The 17,564-nt window shown below is 41.4% G+C and carries 14 protein-coding genes; 11 read left to right on the forward strand and 3 right to left on the reverse strand.

Features of this window, described 5'->3' with window-relative positions; all coding sequences use genetic code 11:
* The first annotated feature begins 44 nt into the window (after positions 1-44).
* The 4 genes from IPO83_11690 (at position 45) to rmuC (ending at position 4,566) form a co-directional block, all read left to right on the forward strand.
* A complete protein-coding gene (locus IPO83_11690) occupies positions 45-1,463 on the forward strand; it encodes a tetratricopeptide repeat protein (GenBank protein MBK9731927.1) in 1,419 nt (472 codons plus the stop codon).
* Between the two features lie 6 nt (positions 1,464-1,469).
* Positions 1,470-2,234 carry a phosphosulfolactate synthase gene (locus IPO83_11695; GenBank protein ID MBK9731928.1) on the forward strand — a complete coding sequence of 255 codons (765 nt, stop codon included), beginning with the start codon at positions 1,470-1,472 and terminating at the stop codon, positions 2,232-2,234.
* Between the two features lie 109 nt (positions 2,235-2,343).
* Positions 2,344-3,075 carry a shikimate dehydrogenase gene (locus IPO83_11700; GenBank protein ID MBK9731929.1) on the forward strand — a complete coding sequence of 244 codons (732 nt, stop codon included), beginning with the start codon at positions 2,344-2,346 and terminating at the stop codon, positions 3,073-3,075.
* Between the two features lie 180 nt (positions 3,076-3,255).
* Complete coding sequence (rmuC, locus tag IPO83_11705) at positions 3,256-4,566, forward strand: DNA recombination protein RmuC (GenBank protein MBK9731930.1); 1,311 nt, start codon at positions 3,256-3,258, stop codon at positions 4,564-4,566.
* 69 nt (positions 4,567-4,635) lie between these two features.
* On the opposite strand, the gene IPO83_11710 is transcribed toward rmuC, so the two are convergent.
* A complete protein-coding gene (locus tag IPO83_11710; GenBank protein MBK9731931.1) occupies positions 4,636-5,061 on the reverse strand; it encodes a DUF1761 domain-containing protein in 426 nt (141 codons plus the stop codon).
* 355 nt (positions 5,062-5,416) lie between these two features.
* Between IPO83_11710 and IPO83_11715 the strand changes: the two genes are divergently transcribed.
* From IPO83_11715 to IPO83_11745, 7 genes are all read left to right on the forward strand, one after another.
* Entirely contained in the window at positions 5,417-6,595 is a 1,179-nt protein-coding gene (locus IPO83_11715) for a proline dehydrogenase family protein (GenBank protein MBK9731932.1), read from the forward strand.
* Between the two features lie 73 nt (positions 6,596-6,668).
* Positions 6,669-7,490: a thymidylate synthase gene (locus IPO83_11720; protein MBK9731933.1), complete on the forward strand. Its 822-nt coding sequence runs from the start codon at positions 6,669-6,671 to the stop codon at positions 7,488-7,490.
* Positions 7,487-7,987, forward strand: a complete 501-nt coding sequence (locus IPO83_11725) for a dihydrofolate reductase (protein MBK9731934.1) — start codon at positions 7,487-7,489, stop codon at positions 7,985-7,987. Before IPO83_11720 ends, IPO83_11725 begins: the two co-directional genes overlap by 4 nt.
* A gap of 421 nt (positions 7,988-8,408) precedes the next feature.
* Positions 8,409-9,152, forward strand: a complete 744-nt coding sequence (locus IPO83_11730) for a hypothetical protein (GenBank protein MBK9731935.1) — start codon at positions 8,409-8,411, stop codon at positions 9,150-9,152.
* 541 nt (positions 9,153-9,693) lie between these two features.
* Positions 9,694-12,780 (forward strand): T9SS type A sorting domain-containing protein, encoded by a 3,087-nt coding sequence (locus tag IPO83_11735; GenBank protein ID MBK9731936.1) that lies wholly within the window; start codon positions 9,694-9,696, stop codon positions 12,778-12,780.
* Between the two features lie 116 nt (positions 12,781-12,896).
* A complete protein-coding gene (locus tag IPO83_11740) occupies positions 12,897-13,889 on the forward strand; it encodes a N(4)-(beta-N-acetylglucosaminyl)-L-asparaginase (GenBank protein ID MBK9731937.1) in 993 nt (330 codons plus the stop codon).
* Positions 13,890-13,945: 56 nt separating this feature from the next.
* The gene (locus IPO83_11745; GenBank protein MBK9731938.1) at positions 13,946-14,491 is read left to right on the forward strand and encodes a YcxB family protein; all 546 of its coding nucleotides are present in this window, start codon (positions 13,946-13,948) and stop codon (positions 14,489-14,491) included.
* Positions 14,492-14,595: 104 nt separating this feature from the next.
* Here the strand turns inward: IPO83_11745 and IPO83_11750 are convergent, their stop codons facing one another.
* Both IPO83_11750 and IPO83_11755 read right to left on the reverse strand, forming a co-directional pair.
* Positions 14,596-15,756 (reverse strand): aminotransferase class I/II-fold pyridoxal phosphate-dependent enzyme, encoded by a 1,161-nt coding sequence (locus IPO83_11750; protein MBK9731939.1) that lies wholly within the window; start codon positions 15,754-15,756, stop codon positions 14,596-14,598.
* A 325-nt stretch (positions 15,757-16,081) separates the two neighbouring features.
* Positions 16,082-17,413, reverse strand: a complete 1,332-nt coding sequence (locus IPO83_11755) for an amino acid permease (protein MBK9731940.1) — start codon at positions 17,411-17,413, stop codon at positions 16,082-16,084.
* Positions 17,414-17,564 lie beyond the last annotated feature (151 nt).

Consider the following 17,564-nt stretch of genomic DNA (forward strand, 5'->3'; position numbering starts at 1 on the left):
TTTGTAAATTAGCCTCATTGTAATTTCGTGCAGTTAAATTCGCGATGATGGAAGAAAGAGATTATGAAGAATCATTGCCCGTTGACATCCGTTCATCGGTGGACAGGTTTGAAGAAATGGTGCGCAACCAGGACGCCTGTTTTTTTGATGTAAATACGTTTGAGCACATTGTAAACTTTTATGAACAAAAGGAGCAATGGAAGAAAGCCATCCATGTAATGGATGTCGCGATTGAACAACATCCATATTCACCCTGGTTCCTTACAAAGAAGGCGAGTCTTCTTATTTATTTCAAAAAATTCAAACAGGCGCTTGAGCTGATTGACCAGGCGGAGGCCATGGATCCTTCCGACATTGGCTTGTACATTCTCCGTTCAGATATTTATCTTGAACGCAACCAGCATCAACGGGCTGTTAATATTCTGGAAGCTGCTATCCGGATCTGTGATGAATCTGACCGTGAAGAGTTGTACCTGGAGCTTGCTGATGTGTATGAAGACTGGGATCGTTATGATCTTGTATTTGATTCTTTGAAGAAAGTGCTGGAGCTCAATCAGGAAAATGAAGAAGCGTTGAGCAGGATGTGGTATTGTGTAGAGCTGGCGAAGAAACACCATGAGAGTATTGAGTTGCACAATAAGATACTTGACAACAATCCATATTCCTACCTTGCCTGGCACAATCTCGGCCATGCTTATTTTGACATGAACCTGTACGAAAAGGCCATTGAAGCATATGAATTTGTTACGGTCATCAATGAATCGTGCGATCTTGCTTATCGCGATTGCGGTGAAGCGTATTTTAAGCTGAAGCAATATCATAAAGCCATTGATCAGTTTCAAAAGGCCATCGAATTTTCAAAACCTTATGAAGAGTTGTATTATTCGATTGGTATTTGTTACGAGAAGCTGAAAGATTATAACAAGGCGCGCAGTTACTACAGAAAATCTATTTCTGTAGATCCAAAATATTGCGATGCATTTTTTCGAATAGGGGAAACATTCCGCAAAGAAAAAGCCTGGACGAATGCAGTTCACTTTTATAAAAAGGCGTTGCGCCTGATGCCTGATAATGTAAATTACCTGATGGGTATGGCACAGGGATTTTATAACCTCGGAGAAATTGATCCGTTCATTTTCGCATGCCAGTCTGTAATGGCGCTTAACCAACGTTATAAAAACAAGAGTGATTACGAAAAGCTGGTAGGTTACCTGATAGATCTTGAATGTTATGAAGATGCCATCCAGTTAATGGATTTTGCTGCGCTTGAAAAAGGACCCGTGGCATCTTATTCATTTATGCGTTCTGTTTGTCTTTTCAGGGTGGGTGAACGCCGTGAAGCACTGGCGTGGTTAGAAGAAGGACTGAACTCACATTATTCAAAACATAAATTGTTGTATAAATTCGCACCCGAGTTAAGGAAGGACGCTGTTGTCTCTTCCATCGTAGAACAGTTCAAATAATCATTAATGCAATTCTTACTTAACAGGTTGCCTGCCCGCTCACAGAAGCCGCGCAACAATGGGCTTACCATGGTAATGGATAAAGGGCTAAGTGCACGCGAAGTCGAAAATTTTCTTTCGATCGCGGAACCATATGTTGACATTGTGAAGCTTGGTTTCGGTACTTCCGCCGTTACGCCGAATCTGGAAGAGAAACTTGCTGTTTATAAAGCGGCAAAAATTCCGGTGTATTTCGGAGGCACATTAATGGAATGGTTTTATGCCCATGATGCATTTGATGAATATCAGAGAATCCTGGATAAATATGGAATTGAATATGCTGAAGTCTCCGACGGTTCATTGGATATTCCGCACGATATTAAATGTAATCTTATCCGAACGCTTGCCAAAGACAGGATTGTACTTTCTGAAGTAGGATCAAAAGATGCGGAGAAAATTATTCCGCCGTATAAATGGATTCAGTTGATGAAAGAAGAGATTGAAGCCGGTGCCTGGAAGGTGATTGCAGAAGCGCGGGAAGGCGGCAATGTCGGCATCTATCGCGGAACCGGCGAAGTGCGCGAAGGACTGGTAGATGAAATTCTCACACAAATTCCGGCAGAAAGAATTCTGTGGGAAGCACCTAACAAAGCGCAGCAGGTATTCTTTATCAAGCTCGTAGGTACAGATGCTAATCTTGGAAATATTCCTGCCAATGAAGTGATTCCGTTAGAGACGCTTCGTGTTGGGCTGAGAGGAGATACGATGGTTTATTTTCTCAACAAGAAATGATTTTTATGATGTTCCGCTGTTTTGATGTTCCGATGTGCCAATGAAGCAACTAACGACTCAGGACTAACGACTTGTTTCTCACTACTCACTACTCACTACTCACTACTTAGTGAAACACTTCGGCCTCATCGGTTACCCACTCACGCATTCCTTTTCAAAGAAATATTTCGGAGATAAGTTTCAGCGGGAAAATATTGCAGACTGTGTGTACGAAAATTTTCCACTGGTTTCCGTTGAGGAGTTTCCTGTTTTAATTCAATCTCAAAAAGACATTATCGGTTTGAATGTTACGATTCCGTATAAAGAATCGGTGATGAGTTTTTTGGAGGAGATAGACGAAACGGCACGTGAGATTGGCGCGGTGAATACGATCCGCATCTCCGATGGAAAATTAAAAGGTTTCAATACAGACGCATATGGTTTCATGCAATCGATCATGAAGTTGCTCGAACCACATCACAACAACGCATTGATTTTAGGAACAGGCGGCAGTTCAAAAGCAGTAGCCTGGAGCTTAAAAAAAATGGGAATCGATTTTCAGTTTGTATCGCGCCATCCTTCGGGCATCGATGAAATAAGTTATGAAGTGGCGAATGCTGATATCCGGCACTGTAAAATTATCATCAATACAACACCGGTTGGTATGTATCCTTTGGTAACAGCGGCACCGGATATTTCCTATGAAAATATTACACCATCACATTTATTATTCGACCTGATTTATAATCCGGAAGAAACCCTTTTTCTCAAAAAAGGGAAAGCCCGGCAAGCCAAAACTAAAAACGGTTTGGAAATGCTGCAACTCCAGGCGGAGAGAAGCTGGCAGATCTGGAATACATAAAGTGCAGGTTTTGACGTTATGTGTTTTTTCATTTAACGGTCAGCAGGTTTCTCAATCTTTCCTACTTAAATAATCGTGGTTGTCTGATAGATTAGTGAAGCGCACACTGTGTGTAAATGAAAATTCCTGCTAAGAAAAAAGTGTGCGTGAATATCAAAACCAGAAGTAAATAAATCCACCATGGAAATCCTTCCTCTCATTTTAACAGCATCGATAGCTTTCATTATTGGCTATTTGTTTTCCAGATTGATGATGATCAACAAAATTTCTAAACTAACGCTGCATACAAATGTAGCAGCGCAAAGAATTGCGGAATTATATGCAGCCAATCAAAAACTGGAAACTATGGTTGCTGACAAAGAGCAATCTGTCCGTAACTATATTGCAGAGTTATCAAAATCACAAGCAGATGCCTCACACCTGAATGAAAAACTAAATGACCAAAAGGTTGAAGTAGAAACATTGCAGCTAAAATTTTCAACGGCATTCCGCAACCTCGCCAATGAAATAATGGAAGAGAAATCTGTAAAATTTACTGAGCAGAATAAAGCCAACATTCACGATTTGCTTTTCCCGCTAGGTGAAAAAATAAAAGATTTTGAAAAGAAAGTGGAAGATGCTTATGACAAAGAATTGCGGGAGAAAGTAAGCCTGAAAACAGAATTAAAAGGACTGTTTGATCTCAACAAACAATTATCGGAAGAAGCGAATAACCTGGTAAAAGCATTGAAAGGAGATACCAAACAACAAGGCAATTGGGGCGAACTGATTCTTGAAAAAATCCTCGAACATTCAGGTCTGACCAAAAACAGAGACTATACTTTACAGCATGCTTCGCAAAATACGGATGGCAGATCTATTCAGCCTGATGCAGTTATTTTTCTTCCGGATAACAAACATCTCATCATCGATTCAAAAGTTTCTTTGATTGCGTATGAACAGGCTATGAATGCCTCGAATGTAGAAGAGCGAACAGTTTTCCTTAAGCAGCACCTTCAATCTGTTAAAAATCATATCCGGCTGTTGAGTGAAAAAAAATACCATACAGCCTCTGGTCTGCATGCTCCTGATTTTGTATTTCTCTTTTTGTGGAGCGAAGCCGCTTTCAGCGCTGCATTACAGACGGATGCGGAATTATTTCACTATGCCTGGGAGCGCAACATTGCCATTGTGAGTCCGACTACTATTTGGGCCAACTTAAAAACCATTGCCAGCATCCGGAAGATGGAGCAGCAAAACAGGAATGCCGAAGAAATAGCACGGCAGGGCGCAGACCTTTATGATAAACTGGTGGGATTTGTTGATGATCTTTTGCTAATTGGTAAAAAAATTGACGAAGCAAAGAAATCACACGATGATGCGATGAATAAGCTGCATTCAGGCACGGGGAATCTTATCCGCAGAGCGGAAAAAATGAAAGTACTCGGACTTAAACCTGCTAAGAATTTACCGGTACCATTAGTGGAAGCATCTGTTGATGGTTCAAACTAAAAAAACCTTCCTGCGCCGGAGCGTTGAAAGGTTTTAGCAGTAAATTTAAATGAGAAGGCAGGTGCGAAATTATACACTGCCTGAAATCATTCCCCACTTCGCCAGAATCAGTGCCGCGACAAAAATACCGATCAGGTGATAGCCAATATCTACAAACCATACTCCCAACGGCTTCTTGCCATAATTCAAAGCGGTGCCTACAAGTCCAACTACGAAGCCTGCAATCATTACATAGCTTCGCATAAAGCAATCCGTTAATTCTTTACAGCGGATGGAATTCAGAAGCAATCCTGTGCAGGTAACAATCAAAAAAGTGAGCAGGAAACCCATAACCATTGTACGGGCCATTCCACTGCGATCGTTCATATCAGCATTATGAGCGCGTGCCCAGTATTTTCCAAATAGAACGGTATACCAGACTGCACCAATTGCAAAGTAAGCAACTGTAGCGGCCAGCACCATGGGCCAATTCAAATGAAGTACTGCGTTTTTCATTTCTTTTTTTTGCCCAAAGTAGGAAAAGTTCTTAAAAGAGTAGTGAGTAGCGAGCAGTGAGTCGTTAGTCCTGAGTCCTTAGTCGTTAGTTTGGCCATTGGTCAATAGTCATTGGCACATCGGCACATCAATTCATCGGCGTATTATTTCCAATTCTTGCATTGGATTCCTGTTATCGTTTACTGCTTCTTCATTCGAAAATACTGAGGTCGCTTTCCCGGGCAAGTCAGATAAAAAGATGAAAAAATACATGGTCCTTAGGCGTTAGTTTGGTCAATAGTCATTGGCACATCGGGACATCAATTCATTGGCACATTATTCTAAATTCTCAATTCCCAATTCTTACATTTGCTTCATGCCTCCATCAACCATTCCTTCATTTGAAAACACAGAGATTGCGTTTTCCTACAAATCAGATAAAGAGTTAAAAAAGTCGTACTGGCTTTTTTCTCTCATGAATCAAAACTGGTTAGTTAAAATCGGAACACGGGCAACACCGTTAGCATTCAGACTTCATTTGCCGATTCGTGGTTTGGTGAAGGCCACCATTTTCGAGCATTTTTGTGGAGGAGAAAAATTGTCGGAATGTTCTGTGGTAACCAGTAAGCTCGCTGCATTTCATGTAGAAACGATTCTCGATTATGGCGTGGAATCGAAAGAAACGGATGAAGAATTTGATATTGCCGTGAATGAGTTTCTACGTGCAATCGCTTATGCGAAGGAGAATAAGCACATTCCGTTTATCAGCATCAAAATCACCGGCATCGCTGCTTTTGGTTTGCTTGAAAAATTGCATGCCCGAGAAAAATTATCCGATGCAGAAATCCTGGCCTGGAACAGGGTGAAAGGCCGCATTCACAAAATCTGCAAAGCGGCACATGATGCCGGCATTGGCGTAATGATGGATGCTGAAGAAACCTGGATACAGAATCCGGTGGATGATCTTGCGATGGAGATGATGAATTTTTATAACAAAGAAAAAGCGATTGTCTACAATACTTTGCAGTTATACCGTGTTGACCGGCTGCAGTTTTTGAAAGATTCTTTAGAAAAAGCCCGGGCTGGAAAATTCATTTATGCGCTTAAGTTGGTGCGTGGCGCCTACATGGGAAGAGAACGCAGGAGGGCAGTGGAGATGAATTACCCGTCACCGATTCAACCCGACAAAGCTGCCAGTGATCGTGATTTTGACGCCGCCGTTCAATACTGCCTCGATCATGTTGAATTCGTCAGTTGCTGCGTGGCTTCTCACAATGAAATCAGCGCATTGCGTGCGGCAAGCTATGCTTCAGAAAAGGGCATTGCTTCTTCGCATCCGCATTTACATTTCTCACAGCTTTATGGCATGAGCGACAACATCACTTTCAACCTTGCACACGCCGGTTACAATGTTACCAAGTATGTGCCTTACGGTCCGGTGAAAGATGTAGTGCCATATCTCATGCGCAGGGCACAGGAAAATACTTCCGTGGCCGGCGCAACGAGCAGGGAATTATTGTTGTTAAAGAAAGAAATCAACAGAAGAAAGATTTGACTTTCGATTTTATAGTTTCGATTTGCAACGCACGTATTATTTTTAGCTCCGCTTCTCAGCATTGTTACTTTCCATGAAACAATACCACGACCTCTTACAACATATCTTAGACAATGGTGTCCGCAAAGAAGACCGCACAGGCACCGGCACCATCAGCGTGTTTGGTTATCAGATGCGGTTTAACCTGTCAGAAGGATTTCCGTTACTGACCACGAAAAAGCTGCACACAAAATCCATCATTCATGAGTTGCTTTGGTTTTTACAGGGCTCCACCAACATTGCTTACCTGAAAGAAAACGGTGTAAGCATCTGGAATGAATGGGCTGATGAAGACGGTGAATTAGGACCTGTGTATGGAAAGCAATGGCGTTCATGGGTAACACCTGACGGACAAACGGTGGATCAGATCAGTAATGTGATTCAGCAGATCAAAAAAAATCCGAACTCACGACGATTGATGGTGAGTGCATGGAACGTGGCAGACGTAGATAAAATGGCATTGCCTCCTTGTCATACGATGTTTCAGTTTTATGTAGCACCGCCTGATGTATCTATGGGAGAAACAAAAGGTAAATTGTCGTGTCAGTTGTACCAGCGCAGCGCGGATGTGTTTCTGGGAGTGCCGTTCAACATTGCTTCTTATGCATTGCTCACGATGATGATTGCTCAGGTTTGTGATCTCGAAGCCGGTGACTTCGTGCACACACTTGGTGATACACATCTTTACCTCAATCACCTCGAACAAACACAATTGCAACTCACCCGCGATATCCGTCCTTTGCCGCAGATGAAAATCAATCCTTTCGTAAAAAATATTTTCGATTTTAAATTCGAAGATTTTGAATTGCTGAATTACAATCCGCATCCATCCATCAAAGCACCTATCGCTGTATGATTATTTCACTGATTGTGGCAGCCGCCGAAAACAATGTGATTGGCCTGGATGGAAAGTTACCCTGGCATCTTCCTGCAGACATGAAATATTTTAAGCAAACCACCGCAGGTCATGTGGTGATCATGGGACGTGGTACGTATGATTCGTTAGGCAAGCCACTTCCGGGAAGAACCAACATCGTAATTACGAGGCAGCAGAACTTCAACGCTCCGGGTTGTACGGTAGTTGGAAATCTTAAAGCAGCCATTGATCATGCCGTAGGAACTGGAGAAGCGGAAGCTTTCATTATTGGTGGAGGAGATATTTTTATTCAATCAGTGCTGTGGGCCGACCGTATTTACCTCACACGCATTTTTCATTCATTTGAAGGTGATACATTTTTTCCCGCGCTGAATGAAGATGATTGGAAGATGGTGAATGAACAGCGCCATCAGGCCGATGAAAAGAACAGGTATGCGTTTGCATTTCAGGTATTTGAGAGACAGCAACGTTTGTAAATAATTGTGTGGTGCGTATCAAATTGTCGCATTGATGGTGGGAAAAAAAAGCAAAATCATGGCTGTCATCCCGAATTTATTTCGGGATCTCCCAATTTGGCAGAGATGTCGCCTGCAGGATCCTTCGGAAAATAAATTCAGCATGACGGTTCCATTTAGCGACAACTTGGTATGCACCCGTTGTTTTTGTTTTTCAAAACAAGGATGAATCATCGGATTTAGAAGCCATCCATCAGATAGGTTGCGAACTTTTAAGAAGAGTCCTTTCCGCTGGATGGGAAGCATAGTTGTCTAAATTTCTTCCTTCCTAAATATTCCTCCCATTTCCCCTCAATTTTTCATCTTTGCTGTAACTTTCCATTTCAGCATACGACTTATGAGTCAATGCCTAACTTTTAAAACCTAAAACTCACGCACTTACATGAAAAAGATTTTTCTTCTTACTGCCGTTCTTTTATCAGCGGTATTTTTTGCCAGCGCTCAGAATGCAGATGAAATAATCGGCCAATACGTAAAAGCCGCAGGTGGACGCGAAAAAATTAAAGCGATCAATACCATGAAAATGACAGGCACGGTAGATGTTGGTGGTGGCATTCAGATTCCATTCACCAACTATTTCGCACGTCCCGACAGGATGAAAATTGAAGCCACTTTTCAAGGTATGACACAACAGATTGTGGTAGATGGCAACACAGGTTGGCAGATCAATCCATTTATGGGATCAAAGGATCCTGAACCTATGAATGGTGATGAACTGAAAATTATGAAACAGCAAGCCGACTTCGAAGGCCACCTCATTGACTTCAAAGAAAAAGGATATACAGCGGAATTTCTTGGTCAGGAAGATTTTGAAGGCACACCTGTAAATAAAATTTCCTTAACAGGAAAAGACGGTGAGCAAACTACCTACTTCATTGATGCAGCTTCTAATCTTTTACTGAAAGAATCACAAACCATCAAGATGGCCGATACGGAATTACAAAGCGAAACGATCTATGGAGATTATAAGGAGGAAGGCGGTATGATGATGGCACATTCTATTGAAAGCAAAACACCTGGACAGGAAGGCTCTCAGAAAATAACAGTGAATACGGTGGAAGTAAATGTTCCGGTTGATGTTACCATGTTTGTGATGCCGCCTAAATCTGCTGAACCGACCAAGTAAGTAGAATGGTCATGAAAGCGGGTTGAGTGGTTAATTGTTGCATGGTTTAATTGTTTAATTGTTGCGGCGAAGCCGGAGAATAGTTGGATACGATCCCTATCCTTTCAAATAGGTCTCCATCAATGTCATCATTCCATGTTTGCAAATGAAATGCGAAAAAGGAATTTGAAAAGAATGGTAAGCGATAATACAGATTAGTAAAAATCAATCCTTAATTGACATTAAGACGCTCCGAGCGATCCAAAACTGATAAGAATTTTTTTTTAATTCAGAGTTGTCACAAATCGATGGAGATTGCTTCTCTCCCGATAATGCCAACTAATCATAATGCGTTTTTGAATTTTTCATGCTGGCATTGTCCGGGGATCGCTCGAAGAGTCCTTTGGGCAATGACGTTGTTTAGGAAGATTTCAATTGTTGAGTCTGCATCGAACTATTCTCCGTCTTTGCCGCAATCATTTAGCCATTTAACCATTTAACCATTTAACCATTTAACCATTCCTCCTATTTTTTTATTTCTGAATTCAAACCCACCATCATTATGAAAAAAGTCCTGCTACCTGTTATTTTCTTTTTGTTGCTTATCGTTCAAAAGAACAATGCGCAGACACCAGCGATTTCTTCCGCCACATTCGGATCTATCGAAGCACGCCAGATCGGTCCTGCAGTGATGGGAGGAAGAATTTCAGCAATTGACGCGTTGAACAACGATCCCAAAACAATGTATGTAGGCAGTGCTGCAGGCGGTGTTTGGAAAACCACAACCGGCGGTACTTTTTTCAAACCCATATTTGATAAATACACACAAAGTATCGGCGATATTCGAATTGATCAGCGCCATCCCGATACTGTTTGGGTAGGAACCGGCGAATCAAACATGCGCAACAGCGTGTCGTATGGTGATGGTTTGTACGTAACTTTTGATGCAGGTGCCAACTGGCGCAAAATGGGTTTGGACAGCACAGAACACATCAGTAAAATTGCCATTGATCCTTCCAACTCTAATGTAATTTATGTAGCTGCTCCGGGCCCACTATGGAGCGACAGCAAAAGCCGTGGATTGTATAAGTCAACTGATTGCGGGAAAACATGGCAGAAGATTTTATATACAAATGAAAAAACCGGTTGTGCAGATGTTGCTATTGATCCTTCGAATCCCAATGTAATTTATGCATCTATGTGGCAGTTCAGAAGAACACCATGGTCATTTGCTTCAGGTGGAACAGGAAGTGCATTGTATAAATCTATTGATGCCGGAAAAACATGGAAGAAAATTCAAAACGGATTTACACCGGGCGATTTAGGTCGCGTAGTAATTGCTATCTCACCAAGCGCACCGCAAAATGTGTATGCGATTGTTGAATCAAAAAAATCAGGACTGTATTTATCCAATGATGGTGGTGAAACCTGGAAGGAACAAAGTACCACTGCCAATGTAACAGCGCGTCCATTTTATTTCAGTGTGTTGAAAGTAGATCCGGAAAATCCGAAACGTATTTACCGTCCTGCCTTCACACTTTCTATCAGTGATGATGGTGGTTATTCATTTAAAGAAGCATCGAATGCCGGCGGTTGGGTGCACAGCGATCACCATGCTTTGTGGATCAATCCGAACAATACAAATCAATTGTATCTCGGAACTGATGGCGGCGTATACATGTCGCTCGATAAAGGCAACAACTGGATTTTTCTTAACTCATTACCTGTTTCACAATACTACCATGTTGCTTTCGATGGTGAGGATCCTTACAATGTATATGGAGGATTACAGGACAATGGTTCCTGGAAAGGTCCTTCGGCAAGTGCCGGTGGCATTAATAATGATGATTGGACGCCGCTGGGATTTGGTGATGGATTCTGGGTACAGCCCGACAGAAAAATGACGGACTATGTTTATTGGGAATATCAGGGTGGAAATATTTTCCGCAGAAATATGAAAACCAATGAACAGAAAGACATCGCGCCTTATCCGATGCCGGGAGAAGCAAAGCTACGCTGGAACTGGAATTCACCTTTGTATTTCAGTCCTTCCAATAAATTATACGCAGGCTCACAATTTTTATACGTCACTTCCAACCAGGGTGATACATGGTCGAAAATTTCTCCCGATCTCACCACCAACAATCCTGATAAGCAAAAGCAGGAACAGTCAGGTGGTGTTACGGTAGATAATTCTTCTGCGGAAAATCATTGCACCATTTTCACGGTAGCAGAATCAACTTTGGATCAAAATCAGATCTGGGTAGGAACAGATGATGGCAATCTTCAATTGAGCAACGATGCAGGAAAATCATGGACGAATACCGTAAAAAATATTACGGGACTTCCCGCGAATACATGGGTGAGCAGCATCGAACCTTCGCGATTTGATAAGATGATTTGTTATGCAACTTTCGATGGCCATGCAACCGGTGATATGAATTCCTATGTGTACAAAACAAATGATGGAGGAAAAACATGGATGCGTTTAGGTCCGGATGGATTGAAAGGGTCAGCACATAAAGTGAAGGAAGACCTGGTGAATAAAAATCTGTTGTTTGTTGGAACAGAAACCGGATTGTTTATTTCTATTGACGGAGGAAAAGTATGGGCACAAATGACCGGGAATATTCCCAACACACCGGTGCGTGATATTGCCATTCATCCTGTTAAGAATGATCTGATACTCGCAACACATGGTCGCGGAATTTTAATTGTAGATGACATAACACCGATTCGCGCATTGAATGATGAGGTGTTAAATGCAGAAGCCACTATTCTTCCATCACGACCGAATTATGTTTCATTGTCAGCGTTGGGCGGATCTTATCCGACAACAGCCGGAGATTTTTCCGCGCCCAATCCTAATGAAGATGCCGTGATTACTTACTATCTGAAAGACCGCGTGGTGACTGGTGCTGTAAAAATTGAGATTTATGATGCAACAGGAAAGCTGATGACTACCATTGACGGAACGAAACGCAAAGGCATCAATCGTGTAACGTGGCCGATGAGAATGAAACCTCCACGGGCTCCTGTTGGTGCACAGATTGAAGGCAATACAACCATTGGCCCGTTGGTGGATGAAGGAACTTACACGGTGAAACTTATTAAAGGAGATAAAACATTCAACGGCAAAGTAATGCTGGAAACTGATCCGAAATCTGTTCACAGTGTTGCAGACCGTTCGGTGCAGAAGAAGACATTGAGCGAACTATATTCGATGATTGAAGAATTGGCTTTCATGAATCAGCAACTCATCAGTCTCAATGATTCCATCTCAAAAATGAAACCTGCTGTGAAGGATAAAAAGTTATTGCAATCATTAACTGTATTGTCAGATAGTTTAACTGCCGCCAGAAAATCACTCGTAGCTACTAAAGAAGGAACGGCCATAACCGGTGAGGAAAGGTTGCGTGAACGAATGGGTTCGTTATATGGAAGTGTGATGAGTTATGAAGGAAAACCAACCGACTCGCAAATGGATCGTTTCAACGGCTTGCAATACGATATGGATGTGGCGCATAAAAGGATCGACAAAATTTATGAAACGCAACTTCCAAAAGTGATTGAAGCTTTGAAGAAGAATGGAATGAGTGAATTGAAACCACAAACAAAGGAAACATTTGAAATGTCTGAGAGAATGTAAGTGCGACTGTTCGAAAGCCGCACTTCATTAAAATATGTCCAGCACTATTGGGAGGGTTTAGAAGTGCTTCCGATTCCGCTCATAGTTTATTTCTAATTTGTCAGAAAATAAGGTCCATGAATTCAAGAAGAAAATTTATCCGTAACGTATCACTGGCCTCCGCTTCCGGCGCATTGATTTCTTCTTTGGCTAAGGCAGGTGAGCAAGAGAAAAGCGCACCGGTTGTAAACGGCAATATTGTTGTCTCTACCTGGAAACACGGACTTCCTGCCAATGAAAGAGCGATTCAAATTTTGAAAGGGAAAGGTCGTCCGGTGGATGCTGCGCAGGAAGGTGTGATGGTGGTGGAATCTGATCCGCAAAATACTTCCGTCGGACTTTCAGGATTTCCTGATCGGGATGGTCATGTTACACTCGATGCATGCCTGATGGATGAATTCGGCAATGCGGGATCTGTTTGTTTTCTTGAAGGTATTGACCACCCAATTTCAGTGGCAAGACTCGTGATGGACAGAACGCCGCATGTGATGTTATCAGGTGACGGAGCATTGCAGTTTGCGCTTCAAAATGGATTTCGTCAAAGAAAAGGATTGTCGCAGGAGGCAAAAAGGGCGTATGATGAATGGTTAAAAACAGCTGATTATAAACCGGTCATCAACGTTGAAAACCATGATACGATTGGATTGATTCTGCGGGATGAGAAAGGTAATTTCTCCGGTGCCTGCACCACGAGTGGTTTGGCTTTTAAGATGCATGGACGGGTAGGAGATTCTCCTATTATTGGTGCGGGATTATTTGTTGATCCGGAAGTGGGCGCAGCTACAGCATCAGGTTTGGGAGAAGCTGTGCTAAAAATCTGTGGCAGTCATTTGATCGTGGAACTGATGCGCATGGGCCAGTCACCACAAAGAGCTTGTGAAGAAGCGGTGAAACGTATTTCCGTAAAGCAGAAAAATTATAAAGACATTCAGGTCGCATTTCTCGCCATCAACAAAGCAGGGGAAGTGGGTGCCTTCTCTATTCAACCGGGTTTTCAATACGCGTTGGCCACTGAAGGGAAAAATGAATTGATAGATGCATTTTCCTTAATTCCTTCCGGCAAAAAGTAGTCGTGCAAACTGTAAATAATAATGTTCAGCTATGTGAAACCCAAATTTATTAAAGAATGACACTCAAGTTTGCTCTGGATGAAAACGATTATTTGCAACATCAACTTTACCTTGCGTCTATAAGCAACAACATAAAAAGCCAAAGAAAAAGAAGTTTGATAACTGTGGTGCTGGCATTTCTGGTGTTGGCTTTTCTTTTCTTTCAAACTGAAAAAAAATGGTGGATGTATTATTTTGTTGCACTCAGTATCCTGAGCGTCATTTTTTATCCCTTTTATTTGCAAAGATATTATAAGCGGCATTACCGAAAGCATATTTCAGACACGTATAAGAACAGATTCAATGAGCCCTGCACAATAATTTTCAATGAAGCAAGCATAGAGGATATAGACAAGTCCGGAGAAACAAAAATGGACATGTCGGCTATCGAAGAAATTGTGGAGACCGGTAGTTATGTTTATTTAAGAATCAAGACAGGTGGAAGTCTGATTATTCCCAAATCAAAAATTGAAGATCCGGACAACCTGCTAACCTATTTAAGAGCACTTTCCGGAACATTGAAAATCAAATATTCCCAGGAGTTAAATTGGAAGTGGAAATAAAAGGCATCAAATACAATGCTTATTGTAAAAGATTGATGAAGATTTTCTATACAATCTCTGGCTTCGCCACAACAATTTAACAGTTTAACAATTTAACAATATCCTCAAATTTCTCCCAACGCCCCCGCAATATCCTCCATCAAATACCCCGCATCTTCCAACCCAATATAAAACCTCACCATTCTGTGAGTAACATTATCCGGATTAAAATCTTCCGGTTTAATTACCGCACAAGAAGGAAAGATCAATGATTCATGTCCGCCCCAGGAAACAGCCATCAGAAAATGTTTGAGTGTGTTGCAGAATTTTTCAATCGCCTGAATGGAATTTGCTTTTAACACTACCGTAAATAATCCCGGAGCTTGCTGCATTTGTTTTTTTGCAAGATCATATTGTGGAAAGGAAGGCGAAAATGGATAGTGGATTTTTTCTATTGGAGGTAAATTTTCCATCCATGCAGCAATCTTCAATGTACTCTGTGCAATTCTTTCTAATCTTATTTCCAATGTTCGTAAACTGCGAATCAACAGCCAGGCATTAAACGGTGAAATGACGGAACCCACAGTCAACAAATCTGAACGGAATATTTTTTCAATCATTTCTTTTTTGCCTGCAATCACACCTGCAATCACATCGCTGTGACCACCTAAGTATTTAGTGGCGGTTTGTATGGAAATGTCGATTCCAAAATCAATTGGACGCTGATACAATGGTGAACAATAACTGTTATCGATAATGGTCAACAGTTGTTTTGATTTTGCGAGCTGTGCAACTGCTTCCAGATCCTGCAATTCAAAAGTGAAGGAGTTGGGTGATTCGAGGAAAATGATTTTTGTATTCGGTTGAATGGCCTGCTCGAAATTTTCAATCCGTGTTCCATCTACAAATGTGGTGGTAACACCTAATCGTGGTAATAAATTTTTAAAAAGTTTATCTGTCCATGAATAAGGTTTTGCAACAGATACAATGTGATCACCTTGCTTAACATTGGCAAACACTGCAAGAAAAACTGCCGCAACACCACTGGAAAGCACCAGTGCATCTTCTGCATGATCGAGTGCTGCCAGTTTTTTCCTGAGTATAGTTACGGTAGGATTATTTCCCCGTGAATAAAGATTCACTCCAAATTCATCCATCATTGCTTCCCGCAATAGTGCAACATTTTTAAAAGCAAAATTGCTGGTTTGAATAATGGGCGGCGCAACAGCACCGAAATATGATTCGCGATCTTCTCCTAATTCGTTAATGATGTATGACAGATCCATGATATTGATTTGTTTGTTCGAAAGTTAGGTTTAAAAGTTTATCCCGGTATTTATTGATAAAATAACTACTGCGGATAAAAAAATTTGATGTATTCAAAATAATGCTATCCTGAAGCTTACTCCAACCTGCCTGGAGGGATTCAACAAAATTTATTCTTTATGCCATCATAATTTCTCTCAACAGGATGTGCATTTTTGTAAAGCCCCGTAGGAGCGTAATTATGTAGCAGCATATTCAATAAGCATTTATTCAGCCCGGGGGCGACATTATTTTCAAATATTTTCAAGACAGGATTTTTAGGTTGGTTGCAAAAAATTAGTCGGGTCATACAAACCGCTTCAACAACAAATACAAAGGATAACCACACAGTAGCACCACAAAACCAATCAATGAATTTCCGGGATCGCTGTATACAATGTTTGCAGTAACTGTCAGTTGCATCACAATAAAGATGATAGGTAAAACAGGAAACCACCTGATGCGGAAACCTTTGGATTCATCACCTGTTTTCATTCTTCTTAAAATAAAAATACAGAACGCTGCGCAGGCCAGCGAAATCGTGTCATTAAACATCACATAATTGAGTAAATCATTGTAAGTCTGCAAAAGCAGGAACATCACAACGATGAGCGAAGTGTAGAAGATCAATGTAAATTCCTGCACTTGTTTCCGCGCATGCACGTTCATAAAAATTTTAGGAAGAATTTTTTCTTCTGCCATGGCGTACATCACGCGTGGATTGTGTAATAATTCAGAATTGATGAATCCTAACACGGAAATAAAAATTACTACAGAGGCAAAAGCGGCACCTGCATTTCCAAACAATACTTTCCCAAGGTCAGCGGCAATTAACGGTGAATGCTGTACCGTTTCAAAGCCCAATACTTTCACATAAGCAATGTTGATAGAAAAATAAAGCAGGAAAACCATTCCAATTGCAAGCAGGATGGCTTTTGGAATAATGCGCTGCGGCGATTTTACATCTGCGCCCAGATTTACAATATTCTGATAGCCACCATAGGTAAAGAAAATCGCAATCAGACTCATGCCCAGCGCAGAGATGAAGGGGGAAGCAGGATGACTGCTGCTTTCTTTTACGTCCTCTAAAACAGCATGAACAGCATCGTTTTGCGGAATAAAAAAAATTGCAGAAATGAAAACCAGCATCAACCCTATTTTCAACATGCTAAGCACATTTTGTGTGCGTGCGCCCATGCGGATGCCAAGAAAATTCAGGACAAACAAAACTCCAATGATGAAAAAAAACATCAGCTTTTCACCATTCGCGTTTTGAAGTGATAAAGGCAAAAGAACAGGTGTGATATATTGAGCGCCGGTGAATGCAACTACGGCGGTTGAACCCGCATTCAATAGAATATACGTCCAGATGAGCATGAAGGCAATCGCAGGATGATAACATAATGAAAACAATTTGTAGTAACCGCCTGCTACCGGAAAACGTGAACCGATTTCAGCAAAAGTAAGTGCACCACAAATGCTGACAACCGCACCTAAAATCCAGGCAATAAAAAAGACAGTTGCGCTTCCTGCATGCTGAGCAATAATAGACGGATTTCTAAAAATACCAATGCCGATCACCATCGAAACGATGATCATCGTCAAATCAAAAAGTCCGAGTTTGGGTTTGATGGACAACTTCTATTGTGCTTTCTTTCGAAAGATACAAGAGTTGGTGGCTATTTCTATTTCAAAAAAAACAGGCATTTTTTATAAGTCCATCTCAAAAAGAGATAAACGTTAACAGAATTCCGCACCGGTTATTTTCGCTATACTTGTGGAGCATTTT

The sequence above is a fragment of the Chitinophagaceae bacterium genome (assembly GCA_016717285.1).
GTDB lineage: Bacteria > Bacteroidota > Bacteroidia > Chitinophagales > UBA10324 > JACCZZ01.